Raw genomic sequence first — 14523 nt, 5'->3', positions numbered from 1 at the left:
TGTTAGCCGCTTTCAACAGGTTCAAACACATCGCATTCAGATGGCTTTGCGCACTCACTTTGAGCAAACCAAAATAGGCTGCCTGGGCGTAGCGGAATTTACGGTGCAGCGTACCAAAGCTTTGTTCGACCGCATAACGGGTCTTCGACAAATAGCGGTTGCGTTTGGTTTGCGCTTCCGTCAGCGGACGGTTGCGGTGGGCTTTGCGCATAATGCCGTCCAGCAACTGATGCTCTTTTAGATGTTGCCGGTTTTCCTTACTGTCATAGCCTTTATCGGCATAGACGGTCGTACCTTCGGCAATGCCTTCCAACAAAGGCAACAGGTGGTTGCACTCATGTGTATTGGCCCCAAGCCGCCTAACGCTCCTCCAGCCCGGCCAAAATCGCACAATCCGGGCAGTCGTCTCCCGCGCAGGCATCGTGCCAGCGTTGCAGCTCGGCCACCATGCCCTGCAAGCGTTCGATTTTGGCTTCCAGCTCGGCGATGTGCCGCGCGGTGAGCGTTTTCACTTCGCGGCTGGTGCGCTTCGGGTTGTGTTGCAGGCTCAAAAGCTGCCCGATCTGCGGCAGCGAAAAGCCCACTTCCCGCGCATGGCGGATAAAGCGCAGCCGGGCAAGGTCGGCCTGTCCGTAGCGGCGGTAGCCCGCTTCGCTGCGCGCGGCCGGGGCGATTAGGCCGTGCTTTTCGTAGTCGCGGATTTGTTTGGCGGAAAGGCCGCTCTCGACCGCGGTCTGGCTGATGTTCATCATGATGCTTGACCTTTACTTCGGGTGAAGCTTTATAGTGGCGGCACTTAGCGGGAAAGCAAGAGCAGACCCATCATTTCAGGCTACCTGAAAGCTTTGGCTGCAACGGGCTTTAAAACCTCAGCCTCATTCCAACAGAAAGGAAACCCTATGCAAACCATCACATTAAACATCGAAGGCATGACCTGCGGCGGCTGCGTGAAAAGCGTTACCAGCATCCTCGAAGGCGTAAACGGCGTGGACAAGGCCGAAGTGAGCCTGGAAAACAAGAACGCCGTCGTGGAATTCGACCCCGCCCAAACCAACCCCGCCGCGCTGATAGAAGCGGTGGAAGACGGCGGGTATGATGCGGCTTTATAAATCGAATCGCAACAAATCGACTGCAACACCCCAAAGGCTACCTGAAAACCCTGCTCCGCTTTTTTCAGGTAGCCCAACCACATTCAGAAGGAAGAAACCATGCAACAAAAAGTCCGTTTCCAAATCGAAGGCATGACCTGTCAGGCCTGTGCTTCGCGCATTGAGAAAGTGTTGAACAAAAAAGACTTTGTCGAATCGGCGGGGGTGAACTTCGCCAGCGAGGAGGCGCAGGTGGTGTTTGACGACAGCCAAACCTCCGCCTCCGATATCGCCAAAATCATCGAGAAAACCGGCTATGGCGCGAAGGAAAAGACGGAAGACGCGCTGCCGCAGCCGGAAACGGAACCGCATATCGGCTGGCGGCTGTGGCTGCTGTTCGCCATCAATATCCCGTTCCTTATCGGCATGGCGGGGATGATGATTGGTCGGCACGATTGGATGATTCCGCCGGTATGGCAATTCGTGCTGGCGAGCGTGGTGCAGCTTTGGCTGGCAATCCCGTTTTACAAAAGCGCGTGGGCGAGTATTAAAGGCGGGCTGGCGAATATGGACGTACTCGTTACCATCGGCACGGTGTCGATTTATCTGTATTCCGTCTATATGCTGTTTTTCAGCCCGCACGCGGCGCACGGCATGGCGCATGTGTATTTTGAAGCGGGCGTGATGGTGATCGGTTTTGTGTCGCTGGGCAAATTTTTGGAACACCGCACCAAAAAATCCAGCCTGAACAGCTTGGGCTTGCTGCTGAAACTCACGCCGACCCAAGTCAACGTGCAACGCGATAGCGAATGGAAACAACTGCCCATCAACCAAGTGCAAATCGGCGACCTAATCCGCGCCAACCACGGCGAACGCATTGCCGCCGACGGCATTATTGAAAGCGGCAGCGGCTGGGCGGACGAGAGCCACCTCACCGGCGAATCCAATCCCGAAGAGAAAAAGGCGGGTGGCAAAGTGTTGGCGGGCGCGCTGATGACCGAAGGCAGCGTGGTGTACCGCGCTACGCAGCTCGGCAGCCAAACCCTGCTCGGCGACATGATGAACGCGCTCTCCGAAGCGCAAGGCAGCAAAGCGCCGATTGCGCGCGTGGCGGACAAGGCGGCGGCGGTATTCGTGCCTGCCGTAGTGGGCATCGCGCTTCTGACTTTTATCGCCACTTGGCTGCTTAAGGGCGATTGGACGGTCGCGCTGATGCACGCCGTTGCCGTTTTGGTGATTGCCTGTCCGTGCGCGCTCGGTCTGGCGACGCCCGCCGGGATTATGGTCGGCATGGGCAAGGCGGTGAAACACGGCATTTGGTTCAAAGACGCGGCGGCGATGGAAGAAGCCGCCCACGTCGATGCCGTCGTGTTGGACAAAACCGGCACGCTGACCGAAGGCAGACCGCAGGTTGCTGCCGTTTATTGCGTTCCCGACAGCGGCTTTGACGAAGACGCTTTGTACCGCATCGCTGCCGCCGTCGAACAAAACGCCGCCCACCCGCTCGCGCGCGCCATCGTCTCCGCCGCCCAAGCGCGCGGCCTGGACATACCCGCCGCACAAAACGCGCAAACCGTTGTCGGCGCAGGCATTACCGCCGAAGTCGAAGGAGTGGGTTTGGTGAAAGCGGGCAAAGCCGAATTTGCCGAACTGACCCTGCCCGAGTTTTCAGACGACGTTTGGCGCATCGCAAGCATCGTCGCTGTTTCCGCCAACGGCAAACCCATCGGCGCATTCGCACTCGCCGACGCATTGAAAGCCGATACCGCCGAAGCCATAGGTCGTCTGAAAAAACACGGCATCGACGTTTACATCATGAGCGGCGACAACCAAGGCACGGTCGAATATGTCGCCAAACAACTGGGCATCGCACACGCCTTCGGCAACATGAGTCCGCGCGACAAAGCCGCCGAAGTACAAAAACTCAAAGACGCCGGCAAAACCGTGGCGATGGTCGGCGACGGCATCAACGACGCGCCCGCACTCGCCGCCGCCAACGTCAGCTTCGCCATGAAAGGCGGCGCAGACGTTGCCGAACACACCGCGTCCGCCACGCTGATGCAGCATTCGGTCAACCAGCTCGCCGATGCCCTGCTGGTGTCGCAGGCGACGTTGAAAAACATCAAGCAAAACCTGTTTTTCGCCTTCTTCTACAACATATTAGGCATCCCGCTCGCCGCACTCGGCTTCTTAAACCCCGTCATCGCAGGCGCGGCCATGGCGGCAAGCTCGGTGTCGGTGTTGAGCAATGCGTTGAGGCTGAAACGGGTGAAGATTGAGTAATATAGCCGCGTAATATGCCATAATATAAAACAAAGGTCGTCTGAAATCCCCTCCCCTCTTTCAGACGACCTTTCTTTTCTAATATGCGGTTTCCAAACGCTTTTTGCGGTACAATACCGCCCTTAAATTTTCCTTATTTCAAAGCACAAACCGCCATGTCAAAAAAAACCAAACAAGAATTAGAGAACAACAAACTCAACAAACGCCTGCGCCACGCCGTCGGTGACGCGATTAACGATTTCAACATGATTGAACCGGGCGACAAAATCATGGTCTGCCTCTCCGGTGGCAAAGACAGCTACGCCCTATTAGACATCCTGCGCCAGCTCCAAGCCAGCGCGCCGATTGATTTCGAACTGGTTGCCGTAAATCTTGACCAAAAACAGCCGGGCTTCCCCGAAGAAGTGCTGCCGACCTATCTCGAAAGCATAGGCGTACCGTACAAAATCGTCGAAGAGGACACCTACTCCACCGTTAAACGCGTATTGGACGAAGGCAAAACGACTTGTTCGCTGTGCAGCCGCCTGCGCCGCGGCATTCTCTACCGCACTGCAAAAGAATTGGGCTGCACCAAAATCGCCTTGGGACACCACCGCGACGACATCCTCGCCACCATGTTTTTAAATATGTTTTACGGCGGCAAACTCAAAGCCATGCCGCCCAAGTTGGTGAGCGACAACGGCGAACACATCGTCATCCGCCCGCTGGCGTATGTGAAAGAAAAAGATTTGATCAAATATGCCGAACTGAAGCAATTCCCAATCATCCCTTGCAACCTCTGCGGCTCGCAGCCCAACCTGCAACGCCAAGTCATCGGCGATATGCTGCGCGATTGGGACAAACGCTTCCCCGGCCGTATTGAATCCATGTTCTCCGCCCTGCAAAACGTCGTACCCTCCCATCTTGCCGACCCCGAGCTTTTCGACTTCGTCGGTTTGGAACGCGGTCAAACCTTGAAACACGGCGGCGATTTGGCGTTTGACAGCGAAAAAATGCCCGAACGCTACTCCGACGGCAGCGAAGAAGACGAAAGCGAAATCAAAATCACCCCGTCCAAACCCGAACGCAAAATCATCAACATTCTGGCAAACAAGCCGAAAACTTGCGGCGCATAAAACAAAAATCCGGATGCCTTGTCCGGATTTTTTATTTCTTTGCACAAACCTGCCTTGAATCATCAGGACGTGCAACCATAATACGGTAAGTCGCATAATACGGTAAGTCGTCTGAAAACTGGGATTTTACGGGAAAGACGATACAAACCGTTCCATTTTAATCCGCCGCAAAACAAGCTCAGCGTGCTTCGCATACCCTTTTCCCTTCCATCAAAAAAGGACTGTTATGACTGCCATTTTCATCCTGCTCGGTTTAATCGCCATCTGTGTCGGACTGCTCGGCACGGTTTATCCCGCCATCCCCGGATTGGGAATGATGTTCGGCGGCGCATGGCTGCTTGCCTATGCCGGCGATTATCAGATTTACGGTACAAATACTCTAATTTTTCTCGCCGTTGTCGCCGCTATCGGCACGGCGATGGATTATGTCGCAGGCGCATTAGGGGCAAAATATACAGGAGCCACTAAAACAGCAGTTTGGGGGGCACTGATTGGCGGTATTGTCGGCGCGTTTTTCTCCATTCCCGGGCTGTTGTTCGGTCCGCTCATCGGCGCGGGTACCGGGGAATTCTTGGCGCGCCGCGATATGTGGCAGGCGGGCAAAGTCGGGCTGGGGACGTTTATCGGCTTCATCATCGGTACGGTCGCCAAAATCGGTTGCGCCTTGACGATTGTAATGACCCTGCTCGTTATATGGGCGGCAAGCTGGTTTTAACCTGATCATTGTAAAGGTCGTCTGAAAACCTTTTTTCAGACGACCTTTTGATTTTTTACCTGATCGGAAAGTTATCCCTTACCGCAACAAGCTTTGTATTTTTTACCGCTCCCGCAGGGACAAGAATCGTTTCGCCCGATTTTTTCGCCTTCGCGACGTACGGTTTGCGGTTTGTTGATAATTGCCTGCCAATACCAGTAAATATCGAGCAGGACGTGCGGCAGGTCGGATTCGAGCTGTGAGAGTTCTTTTTCAGTCAGGTGCAAAATGATTTCACCGTTTTGCTCTTCATCATAAATGCCGCCCAAAGCCATGATCGGATAAAACAGGTCTTCAAACTCCTCCTGATCGACCGCTTCAAACCAATCGGTCGGCACCACATCCAAAGCATACAGATAGGCGTTACACCAAGTGTACACGTCGGGATTGCCCGCTGCATCTTCGTAAAACCACAAATCGGGCAACATTTTACTGCCGAGCTTGATACGCAAATCAGCCGCCAGCGCCATCACCAAACGCTCGATTTCGGTACGCTCTTTCGCGTCAAACAATGATTCTTCACCCAACACTTCAGGCAGCCAATCGTTCGGATTCAAGGCATCGGGACCACTCAACAAAGCCATCATAAATGCCTGTACCTCATCGCAGCGCATGGTGTTGTGTTGTTCCGATTTGGCATCGAGCAGCTGCATCAGGCGCACGCGGGATGCTTCGTCAAATGCTTGTAATTGCATGGTTTTTCCTTATTTTTAATGATATATCCGTTATCCGAAAGGTCGTCTGAAAACCATTTTCAGACGACCTTTTCATCAATCCTGCCTATTTCGAACTGCTGCCAAACAAGCCTTTGAACCACAATACGATATCATCCCACATCCGTCTGAACCAGCTGCCTTCTTCAACGGAATGGAGGGCGACGACGTTTTTCTCGGTAATGACTTTGCCGTCTTTGACGATTTTGAGTTTGCCCAAGGTTTGACCTTTGCGTATCGGGGCGATAACGGGCTGGACGGTTTCTAAAATCGGTTTGATGTTTTGTCCGGCATCGTGGGGAATCGTGATGTACACGTCTTCGAGGAAGCCGACGTTCACCGATTTGCTGCTGCCTTTATAAACTTTGACCTTGGAAATGATTTCGCCGCCGTTGTAGAGCTTGGGCGTGTCGAATGCCTGCAATGCCCAGTTGAGCAATTTGCCGCTTTCGGAAGCGCGGGCTTCGGTGGACTCGGTGCCTACGACGATGGAAACGATGCGTCTGCCGTTGCGTTTGCTGGAAGCGGCAAGGTTGTAGCCTGCGCTTTCGGTGTGTCCCGTCTTCAGACCGTCCACATTGGAGTCGCGGTAGAGCAGGAGGTTGCGGTTTGGCTGTTCGACATTGTTGTATTTGAAGGATTTAATCGAAAATACGGGATAGTATTTCGGATAATCGTGTATCAGCGCGGCGGACAAAATGGCTAAATCGCCGACGGTGGAAACGTGGCCTTCGGCAGCCAATCCGGTCGGGTTTTTAAAGTGGGTTTTGGTCATGCCCAAACGCTTGGCTTCGTCGTTCATTTGTTGGACGAACGCATCCACCGAGCCGCCTCCCATGGCTTCGGCAAGCGTGGTGGCGGCATCGTTGCCGGATTGGACAATCATGCCTTTAATCAAATCGCTGACGCTGGCGGGAACTTTAGGACTGAGGAACATCCGCGAGCCTTCGATTTTCCAGCCTGCATCGGACACGGTCAGCATTTGGTCAGCGCGCAATGTGCCGTTTTCCAAAGCTTTGAACGCGAGGTAGGCGGTCATCATTTTGGTCAGCGAAGCGGGTTCGATTTGGGTGTCGATATTGCCGGAGGCAAGCACTTGATGGCTTTGCAAATCGGTAACGATGTAGGCAGCAGCGGCAATGGCAGGCGGCGCATCGGGGCTGTTGATGCTGGGCATCATGGCCTCGGGCTGGGATGCGGCGGCAGGCGCAGGCTCGGAAGCTGCAACAGCAGGGGCTGCGTTGTTTTTAGCCGCTTGCGGCGCGGCTTGCGCGGCGGCAATCATCATTGCCGCGATCAATACGGATAATGTTTTTTTCATCGGGATGTGGTGCGGAAACAGAAATAAAAACAACCGCGTCGTGCGGTTTGGCACAAAAGGCAGTCATTATACCGCCGCAACTTCGCTTTGCTAAGATTTTTCTTGATTTCAGACGACCTCGAGGGTATGGTTTTACCTTTCCGCCGTTTTGTTGGCAAAGTTTGACGCGGGCGGCGGACACTCCTTTTGAAAATAATCCTCCGGCACACAAAACCATGAACAACCGCCCCTCTTATTCCGATTACCTCATCCGCATCCTGACCGCCTCCGTTTACGACGTTGCCGTCGAAACGCCGCTCGAACCCGCAATCGGGCTGTCACGTCGTCTGAACAACAACGTCCTGCTCAAACGCGAAGACCTGCAACCCGTGTTTTCCTTCAAAATCCGCGGCGCGTACAACAAAATGGCGAAGCTGCCCAAAGAAGCGCTCGCCTGCGGCGTCATCGCCGCCAGCGCAGGCAACCACGCACAAGGTGTCGCCCTTTCGGCACAGCGTTTGGGCTGCCGCGCCGTCATCGTCATGCCCGAAACCACGCCCAAAATCAAAATCGACGCCGTCAAAAGCCGTGGCGGCGAAGTCGTCCTCAAAGGCGTTTCCTACAACGATGCCTACGATTACGCGATGGAGTTGGCAGAAAAAGAAAAACTGACCTACATCGCCCCGTTTGACGACCCCGACGTGATTGCCGGACAAGGCACGGTCGGCATGGAAATCGTGCGCCAGCGTCCCGACGACATCCATGCCATCTTCGTCCCCATCGGCGGCGGCGGACTGGCTGCGGGCGTTGCCGCATTCGTCAAACAAGTCCGCCCCAGCATCAAAGTCATCGGCGTGCAAACAAACGACTCCTGCTGCATGAAGCAATCCGTCGAAGCCGGAAAAGTCGTCAGCCTCAAAGACGTCGGCCTCTTCTCCGACGGTACCGCCGTCAAAGTCGTCGGCGAAGAAACCTTCCGTCTCTGCCGTGACCTCTTGGACGACATCATCACCGTCGATACCGACGCCATCTGCGGCGCCATCAAAGACATCTTCGACGACACCCGCAGCATCACCGAACCCGCAGGCGCGCTCGCCCTTGCCGGCTTGAAAACCTATGCCGCACGCAACCGCATCCAAAACCAAACCCTCATCGCCGTAACCAGCGGCGCCAACATGAATTTCCACCGCCTGCGCCACGTTTCCGAACGCAGCGAATTGGGCGAAGGCAACGAAGGCATTTTCGCCGTTACCATCCCCGAAGAGCGCGGCAGCTTCCTCAAATTCGTCAACCTGCTCGGCAGCCGCAACATCACTGAGTTCAACTACCGCTACGGCGACGACCAAAAAGCCCACATCTTCGTCGGCCTGCAAACCGCAGGTTCCCAAGACCTCGCCGTCATCAGCCGCCAACTGACCGAAGCCGGACTGCCCAATGTCGACCTGACCGACGACGAAATCTCCAAAATCCACATCCGCTACATGGTCGGCGGACGCACAACGAAAGTCGCCCACGAACGCTTAATCAGCTTCGAGTTCCCCGAACGCCCCGGCGCACTCGCCCGCTTCCTCAACCATATGCAGGGCGGCTGGAACATTACCCTCTTCCACTACCGCAACCACGGCGCCGACTACGGCCGCATCCTCGTCGGCATCGACGTCCCGCCCGGCGACAATCAAGCCTTCGAAAACTTCCTCGAAAGCCTCGGTTACAGCTATCAGGACGAAACCCAAAACGCCGCATACCGCCTGTTCCTTGCTTGATTGGAAGGGAAATATAAAAGGTCGTCTGAAACCCTTTTATGGTTTCAGACGACCTTTCATCTTTCGGACAACCGATACCAATCCGTATCAACCATCCTGAATTTGATGTGCTTAACGCCAGTAGCGCCACCAAGGCATATCGTTCGGCTGCCATTGGTGTTGCAGGAAGGGGCTTTGCGGGAAGTTGGTTTCCAAGACGCGGCGGGTGTCGGCGGCGAGTTGGGGTTTGTCCAGTTTTTTGTAAGCCAGCTCCATCATGGCGAGCGATTCTTCGACGTAGCGGGTATTTTGGTAACGCTCGACGATTTTTTGGGCGCGGTTGACTGCGGCGAGGTAGGCGCCGCGTTTCATGTAGTAGCGGGCAACGGAGATTTCGTTACCGCCCAAAGCGTCCACCAGTTTTGCCATGCGCTCGGTTGCGTCGGCGGCGTATTTGCTCTCCGGATAGCGTTGTACCAATTCGGCAAACGCTTGGTATGCGCTGCGGTTGGCTTTAGGGTCGCGGTCGGACCAGTCTTGGGAGGCGAGTTTGTTGAGGAAGGATTGGTCTTCGTTGAACAGAACCAAGCCTTTGAGGTAAAGCGCGTAATCCATATTCGGATGTTGCGGGTGATGGCGCTGGAAGCGGTCGATGGCGGCGAGGGCTTTTTCAGGCTCGTCGTCTTTGTAATAGGCGTATGCGGTGTCCAGCTGCGCCTGTTGCGCGTAGCGGCCGTTGGGGAAGCGGGATTCTAAAATTTCGTATAACTTGATGGCTCGCGTATAATTGCTGCTGTTCAACTCGTCATGCGCTTCGGCATAGAGTTTTTCCACGTTCCAATCTTGTGTGATTTGCGCGTCTTTATCGACCGTACCTTTATTGCTTGCACAGGCACCCAGTGCCAGACTTAACGAAACTACTAAAAGAATTTTTTTCATGCAGAATACTTCCTTTGATAATGAAGCCGATTATAGCGACGATTTAGACTTTACGTCAGCCCCCGAAGCAGAAAGTTGTGTTAATTTGACTGTTCCGCTGGAGCTTGCGGGCGGGCGGCTGGATGCGGTGTTGGCAAAGCTCATGCCTGATTATTCGCGCAGCCGCCTGACATCGTGGATTAAAGAAGGCGCGGTCATTGTAAACGATAAGCCCGCCCAACCCAAAGACAAAATGATAGGCGGGGAATCCATCAGCGTAACGGTACGTCCGAGCGAAGAGAATCTCGCGTTCAAACCCGAAGCGATGGATTTGGATATTGTGTACGAAGACGATACCGTCATCGTCGTCAACAAACCTGCCGGACTGGTCGTCCATCCCGCCGCAGGCAACTGGACGGGGACGCTGCTCAACGGTTTATTGGCGCATTGTCCCGAATTGAGCCAGATTCCGCGCGCGGGCATCGTCCACAGACTAGACAAGGAAACCAGCGGCCTGATGGTGGTCGCCAAAACCCTGCCCGCACAAAATTCCCTCGTGCAACAGCTTCAAGAGCGCACGGTCAAACGCATCTACCGCGCCGTCGCCAACGGCATCGTTCCCTTTGACGGCAAAATCGAAACCCAAATCGGACGCGATCCGCACAACCGCCTGAAAATGGCGGTCGTCAAATTCGGCGGCAAACCTGCCGTTACCCACGTCAAAGTGTTGGAACGCTATCTCGCCCACAGCTACATCGAATGCTCGCTCGAAACAGGCAGGACGCACCAAATCCGCGTCCATATGCGCGAAGCCAACCACCCGCTTGCCGCCGACCCCGTTTACGGCAACCTGCGCCATCCGTGCAGCGAACCGGTGAAAGAAGCCGTCAAAAGTCTGGGCGCGCGTCAGGCTTTGCACGCCTACCGCTTAAGTTTCGTCCATCCGAAAACCGGCGAAACCGTCTCTTTTGAAGCCCCGATTCCCGACGATATTTACCACCTGCTCTCCGTCCTGCGCCTCGAAGCAGGCTTGGATTCGTCTTTGAGCAACGAAGAAGAATGGCAGGACAAACTCGGCACGGATGACGACGATGATTGGAACGAAGACGACTACGATGTCGAAGTGGTTTATGTGAGGGATTAAGATGTCTTCTTCAGATTTGGTAAATCTTGCACAAATGGACGGCGAAATGCAGTGGCTGGCGGGTTACGGCAATTTGACATCTGAAAAAACATATCGACTTCCCACTAAAGCTGCCATCGTTTACATGATTGCGCTGCCCGTATGGTTGGGTACGCGGAACATGGAAGATATGGAGATTCTGAACATAGGCTCCGGTGTCTTCATGCTGTCATATCTTTTGATAATGATTTTGTCCTTCCCGTATGTGTCTCTATCATCCAAAAAAAGAGCATTGGAAAAATTACAGGATAAGTCTTGGCAATACGACCCTGTCAAACGAGTCCTGACGCATTGGGAAGGCAGCGAAATCGTTATGGAATATCCTCTTTCTGAAAATGACCACTTATCGGCAATCAGATGGAGAGGCGATCTCTATGGAGAATTTTTTACGCTGGAATATCGTCGTCCATATCCCGCACCATACGTTCGAATTTTGACTTTTATTCATAGCAAACCGTCAGACAAAGAAGATTTCGCGGCTGCCGCACAAAATATTGCCAAGCAGATGAATCTGCCCTTGGATGAAAACGGTTTGTACAACTAGTCTGATCGAATGTTCAAATAGCTTTCACGCAGTAGATGAAAAGGTCGTCTGAAAAAGTGTAGTGGATTAACTTTAAACCAGTACGGCGTTGCCTCGCCTTGCCGTACTATCTGTACTGTCTGCGGCTTCGTCGCCTTGTCCTGATTTAAATTTAATCCACTATACAATGTGGCTTGTCGAGACTGATAGACGCATTCTTTTCAAACCTTTCCTTACTCAGATAAAACATGAAAACCATCACAGAAACCTTAAACCTCGCCCCGCAAGGCAAAAATTTCCTGACTGCCGATTGGCCTGCGCCCGCCAACGTGAAAACCCTGATTACCACCCGCAATGGCGGCGTGAGCCAAGGCGTGTATCAAAGTTTGAACCTCGGTTCGCACGTCGGAGATGATCCCGATGCCGTGCGCCGCAATCGTGAAATTGTGCAGGAACAGGTCAGGCTGCCTGTTGCCTACCTCAATCAAATCCACAGCACTATCGTCGTCAACGCCGCCGACGCATTGGGCAACACGCCCGACGCAGACGCTTCGGTGGACAACTCGGGCAAAGCCGCCTGCGCCGCGATGACTGCCGACTGCCTGCCTGTCTTGTTCTGCGATAAAGCCGGTACGGTCGTCGCTGCCGCACACGCCGGCTGGCGCGGTTTGGCGGGCGGCGTATTGCAAAACGCCATAGCCGCAATGAATGTCGCGCCCGTCGAAATCATGGCATATCTCGGCCCTGCCATCGGCGCGGACGCGTTTGAAGTCGGACAAGACGTGTTCGACGCATTTTGTGCCCCCATGCCCGAAGCGGCGGACGCATTCGAAGACATCGGCGGCGGTAAATATCTTGCCGATATCTACGCGCTGGCGCGTTTGGTTCTGCGCCGCGAAGGTGTGGACATGATTTACGGCGGCACACACTGCACCGTCCTGGAACGTGACACTTTCTTCTCTTACCGCCGCGACGGACAAACCGGCCGCATGGTCAGCCTAATTTGGTTGGAACAGGCATAAAAAAATCGTCTGAAACGCCCCATCCTCTTTCAGATGACCTTCGCAAGACTTAATCCGCCAACATTCAAACCCACCCAATCCGCACCGCTCAAAAGGATATTCTCATGACTCAAAAAAACGAACACCGCTCCCACCCTCAAGGCGAGCTTCTGCTGCGCACCGTCGCCATGCCGCAAGACACCAATCCCAACCAAGATATTTTCGGCGGCTGGATTATGTCGCAAATGGATTTGGGCGGCGGCATTTTGGCGGCGGAAATCGCGCAAGGCCGCATCGTTACCGTCGCCGTTCAGGAAATGAACTTCATCCGCCCCGTTAAAGTGGGCAACGTGGTTTGCTGCTACGGACGCTGCGTGCGCGTGGGCAATACTTCGCTGCAACTGAAAATCGAAGTTTGGGTGAAAACGCTGATGAACGACCACCTGACCGAAGACCGCCAACTCGTTACCGAAGCCATCTTTACCTACGTCGCCATCGACAGCGAAGGCAATACGCGCCCTATTCCCAAAGAAGGCAATCCGAAACTGCAAGGTCTGATTTAAACCCTGATTTAAGCAAAGGTCGTCTGAAAACCCATATTGGAGATTTTCAGACGACCTTTTGACTTAAGGCGATACAGGGCTTGCGATTGAATGGGGAATGAAACGAAAACGCTCACTCCGGATCGTCCGTAAACGCATTCGCCCGAAATATCGGCACGAACGTGAACAAATAAAGCACGAACACGGCGGCGGTCAGAATCGCGGGGATGGTGATGAAGAATATCGGATTTACGTTCATTAAAACAGCGCGTGAGACGGCGGCGGCGAAGAGGATGGGGACGGCGATGCGGCAGAGTTTGGGGTAGTCGAGTTTGGTAAAGCCGCTGTGCCACAGTCCGGCAGTCAGCCACACCATCATCACGCCACCCATCATGCCGCCGAGGGTAATCAGGTGCAGGGGCGCGGAGGCGGGCAGGTTTTGCAATTTCGCCGCGCCTGTCCACAAATAGCCTGCGGCGGCAAAAAGCTGGAGCAGGTAATAGGTGCGGACGTAGTGTTTGCGCAGGAGTTCGTGATGATGCAGTTCGCGCAGCTTGGCGAGTAGGATGAAACCGACAGCGAGCGCGGTAAAACCGGCGGTCTGCGCGGGCAGCCAAAGTTCGGCGGCGGCATGCAGCAGCAAGAAGGTGATGGCGATGTTTTTATAAACGACGTTGGGGATGAATACGGGGTCTTTCAGACGGCATTCTTTAAGGGCTTCCGCACCCAAAAGGACGCTGACGCGCACGGATACGAACATGACCGCCGCCATGTTCAGATGCACTTGCGCGCGCAGCAGGTTCAAGTCGCCGCTGACGGCATAGGCCGTCTGAAAAACGGTGAACGCAGCAAGCAGCATCAACAGGGCAAAGTTGTCGGTGTTGCGGTCGAGCCAAATCAGCCAGGCGCAGAACAGCAGTAGCACCAGCCAATAAGCAGCGACGAAAAATGAAGCGGTTTGTGGCGCAAACGGCAGCAGGACGGATGCGGCGAGCAACAACGCCGCCAAGACGGTGGCAACGGGTTTCAGACGACCTTTATAACCCGTCCATTCGAGCATGGCGGCAGTCAGGAAACCACCGTATGCCGCAGGCAGCATGAGTTCTAAGAAGATTTGGCGGTGCAGGACGATAGCGCCGGGGCTGATGAAAAACACCAACGCGCCGAGTATGGCAAGCACCGCCGCGCCGACGAAAAACGGCCGCATGGGGTGGGTGAAAAATTTATTCATGGCTTGGCTTGATTCTGCATGAAGATGCTTTCGGATATGGATTTATTGGGTGGACAGGGCTGTACCTTTCGCCAAAGAGGCAAGCCTGCGGCTTGCTTGCCCTCTCCCTAGCCCTCTCCCACGGGGAGAG

14 protein-coding genes and 2 pseudogenes are annotated in these 14523 nt (G+C 54.5%); 9 read left to right on the top strand and 7 right to left on the bottom strand.

Translation table 11 applies throughout. The annotated features are described in order from the left end of the window. A pseudogene (locus tag HMPREF2954_RS08005) lies at nucleotides 1-349 on the bottom strand (transposase); the annotation flags it as partial. Between the two features lie 10 nt (nucleotides 350-359). After that, nucleotides 360-752, bottom strand: coding sequence for a Cu(I)-responsive transcriptional regulator (cueR, locus tag HMPREF2954_RS08000; protein ID WP_045073400.1), 393 nt, complete (start codon nucleotides 750-752; stop codon nucleotides 360-362). A gap of 147 nt (nucleotides 753-899) precedes the next feature. Here cueR and HMPREF2954_RS07995 point away from each other — a divergent pair, with 147 nt between their 5' ends. From HMPREF2954_RS07995 to HMPREF2954_RS07980, 4 genes are all read left to right on the top strand, one after another. Then, complete coding sequence (locus HMPREF2954_RS07995) at nucleotides 900-1109, top strand: heavy-metal-associated domain-containing protein (protein WP_003742983.1); 210 nt, start codon at nucleotides 900-902, stop codon at nucleotides 1107-1109. Nucleotides 1110-1208: 99 nt separating this feature from the next. Beyond that, complete coding sequence (locus tag HMPREF2954_RS07990; protein ID WP_070689082.1) at nucleotides 1209-3371, top strand: heavy metal translocating P-type ATPase; 2163 nt, start codon at nucleotides 1209-1211, stop codon at nucleotides 3369-3371. A 155-nt stretch (nucleotides 3372-3526) separates the two neighbouring features. Continuing rightward, nucleotides 3527-4486 (top strand): tRNA 2-thiocytidine(32) synthetase TtcA, encoded by a 960-nt coding sequence (gene ttcA / locus HMPREF2954_RS07985; protein WP_039410023.1) that lies wholly within the window; start codon nucleotides 3527-3529, stop codon nucleotides 4484-4486. 226 nt (nucleotides 4487-4712) lie between these two features. Beyond that, complete coding sequence (locus HMPREF2954_RS07980) at nucleotides 4713-5201, top strand: DUF456 domain-containing protein (RefSeq protein ID WP_045073406.1); 489 nt, start codon at nucleotides 4713-4715, stop codon at nucleotides 5199-5201. A 71-nt stretch (nucleotides 5202-5272) separates the two neighbouring features. Here the strand turns inward: HMPREF2954_RS07980 and HMPREF2954_RS07975 are convergent, their stop codons facing one another. Together HMPREF2954_RS07975 and HMPREF2954_RS07970 are read right to left on the bottom strand one after the other, a co-directional pair. Beyond that, nucleotides 5273-5935 carry a YecA family protein gene (locus tag HMPREF2954_RS07975; protein WP_045073408.1) on the bottom strand — a complete coding sequence of 221 codons (663 nt, stop codon included), beginning with the start codon at nucleotides 5933-5935 and terminating at the stop codon, nucleotides 5273-5275. An 85-nt stretch (nucleotides 5936-6020) separates the two neighbouring features. Next, the gene (locus HMPREF2954_RS07970; protein WP_070689084.1) at nucleotides 6021-7274 is read right to left on the bottom strand and encodes a D-alanyl-D-alanine carboxypeptidase family protein; all 1254 of its coding nucleotides are present in this window, start codon (nucleotides 7272-7274) and stop codon (nucleotides 6021-6023) included. 215 nt (nucleotides 7275-7489) lie between these two features. On the opposite strand from HMPREF2954_RS07970, the gene ilvA reads away from it, so the two are divergent. Then, nucleotides 7490-9016 (top strand): threonine ammonia-lyase, biosynthetic, encoded by a 1527-nt coding sequence (gene ilvA, locus HMPREF2954_RS07965; RefSeq protein ID WP_039409512.1) that lies wholly within the window; start codon nucleotides 7490-7492, stop codon nucleotides 9014-9016. Between the two features lie 111 nt (nucleotides 9017-9127). Here the strand turns inward: ilvA and HMPREF2954_RS07960 are convergent, their stop codons facing one another. Further along, nucleotides 9128-9934: an outer membrane protein assembly factor BamD gene (locus tag HMPREF2954_RS07960; RefSeq protein WP_003755523.1), complete on the bottom strand. Its 807-nt coding sequence runs from the start codon at nucleotides 9932-9934 to the stop codon at nucleotides 9128-9130. Here HMPREF2954_RS07960 and rluD point away from each other — a divergent pair. Both rluD and HMPREF2954_RS07950 read left to right on the top strand, forming a co-directional pair. Next, entirely contained in the window at nucleotides 9933-11057 is a 1125-nt protein-coding gene (gene rluD / locus HMPREF2954_RS07955) for a 23S rRNA pseudouridine(1911/1915/1917) synthase RluD (RefSeq protein WP_036529295.1), read from the top strand. The two genes, HMPREF2954_RS07960 and rluD, sit on opposite strands and share 2 nt — an antisense overlap. Before the next feature lies 1 nt (nucleotide 11058). After that, a complete protein-coding gene (locus tag HMPREF2954_RS07950) occupies nucleotides 11059-11640 on the top strand; it encodes a hypothetical protein (protein WP_045073413.1) in 582 nt (193 codons plus the stop codon). A gap of 2 nt (nucleotides 11641-11642) precedes the next feature. Here HMPREF2954_RS07950 and HMPREF2954_RS13395 read toward each other — a convergent pair. After that, nucleotides 11643-11810, bottom strand: a pseudogene (locus HMPREF2954_RS13395) (IS5/IS1182 family transposase); the annotation flags it as partial. 57 nt (nucleotides 11811-11867) lie between these two features. Between HMPREF2954_RS13395 and pgeF the strand changes: the two are divergent. Both pgeF and yciA read left to right on the top strand, forming a co-directional pair. Further along, nucleotides 11868-12641, top strand: coding sequence for a peptidoglycan editing factor PgeF (pgeF, locus tag HMPREF2954_RS07945; RefSeq protein ID WP_045073415.1), 774 nt, complete (start codon nucleotides 11868-11870; stop codon nucleotides 12639-12641). Between the two features lie 104 nt (nucleotides 12642-12745). After that, nucleotides 12746-13183, top strand: a complete 438-nt coding sequence (gene yciA, locus HMPREF2954_RS07940) for an acyl-CoA thioester hydrolase YciA (RefSeq protein WP_045073417.1) — start codon at nucleotides 12746-12748, stop codon at nucleotides 13181-13183. A gap of 112 nt (nucleotides 13184-13295) precedes the next feature. Here yciA and HMPREF2954_RS07935 read toward each other — a convergent pair whose 3' ends face one another. Further along, nucleotides 13296-14393 (bottom strand): NnrS family protein, encoded by a 1098-nt coding sequence (locus HMPREF2954_RS07935; RefSeq protein WP_045073419.1) that lies wholly within the window; start codon nucleotides 14391-14393, stop codon nucleotides 13296-13298. Nucleotides 14394-14523 lie beyond the last annotated feature (130 nt).

This window comes from Neisseria sp. HMSC067H09 (genome assembly GCF_001814135.1).
Lineage (GTDB): Bacteria > Pseudomonadota > Gammaproteobacteria > Burkholderiales > Neisseriaceae > Neisseria.
This window is presented reverse-complemented; position numbering and strand designations above follow the sequence as displayed.

Coding starts and splice junctions, on each gene's coding strand:
- cueR (WP_045073400.1), bottom strand. CDS start 752: ATGATGAACATCAGCCAGACCGCGGTCGAGAGCGGCCTTTCCGCCAAA.
- HMPREF2954_RS07995 (WP_003742983.1), top strand. CDS start 900: ATGCAAACCATCACATTAAACATCGAAGGCATGACCTGCGGCGGCTGC.
- HMPREF2954_RS07990 (WP_070689082.1), top strand. CDS start 1,209: ATGCAACAAAAAGTCCGTTTCCAAATCGAAGGCATGACCTGTCAGGCC.
- ttcA (WP_039410023.1), top strand. CDS start 3,527: ATGTCAAAAAAAACCAAACAAGAATTAGAGAACAACAAACTCAACAAA.
- HMPREF2954_RS07980 (WP_045073406.1), top strand. CDS start 4,713: ATGACTGCCATTTTCATCCTGCTCGGTTTAATCGCCATCTGTGTCGGA.
- HMPREF2954_RS07975 (WP_045073408.1), bottom strand. CDS start 5,935: ATGCAATTACAAGCATTTGACGAAGCATCCCGCGTGCGCCTGATGCAG.
- HMPREF2954_RS07970 (WP_070689084.1), bottom strand. CDS start 7,274: ATGAAAAAAACATTATCCGTATTGATCGCGGCAATGATGATTGCCGCC.
- ilvA (WP_039409512.1), top strand. CDS start 7,490: ATGAACAACCGCCCCTCTTATTCCGATTACCTCATCCGCATCCTGACC.
- rluD (WP_036529295.1), top strand. CDS start 9,933: ATGCAGAATACTTCCTTTGATAATGAAGCCGATTATAGCGACGATTTA.
- HMPREF2954_RS07960 (WP_003755523.1), bottom strand. CDS start 9,934: ATGAAAAAAATTCTTTTAGTAGTTTCGTTAAGTCTGGCACTGGGTGCC.
- HMPREF2954_RS07950 (WP_045073413.1), top strand. CDS start 11,059: ATGTCTTCTTCAGATTTGGTAAATCTTGCACAAATGGACGGCGAAATG.
- pgeF (WP_045073415.1), top strand. CDS start 11,868: ATGAAAACCATCACAGAAACCTTAAACCTCGCCCCGCAAGGCAAAAAT.
- yciA (WP_045073417.1), top strand. CDS start 12,746: ATGACTCAAAAAAACGAACACCGCTCCCACCCTCAAGGCGAGCTTCTG.
- HMPREF2954_RS07935 (WP_045073419.1), bottom strand. CDS start 14,393: ATGAATAAATTTTTCACCCACCCCATGCGGCCGTTTTTCGTCGGCGCG.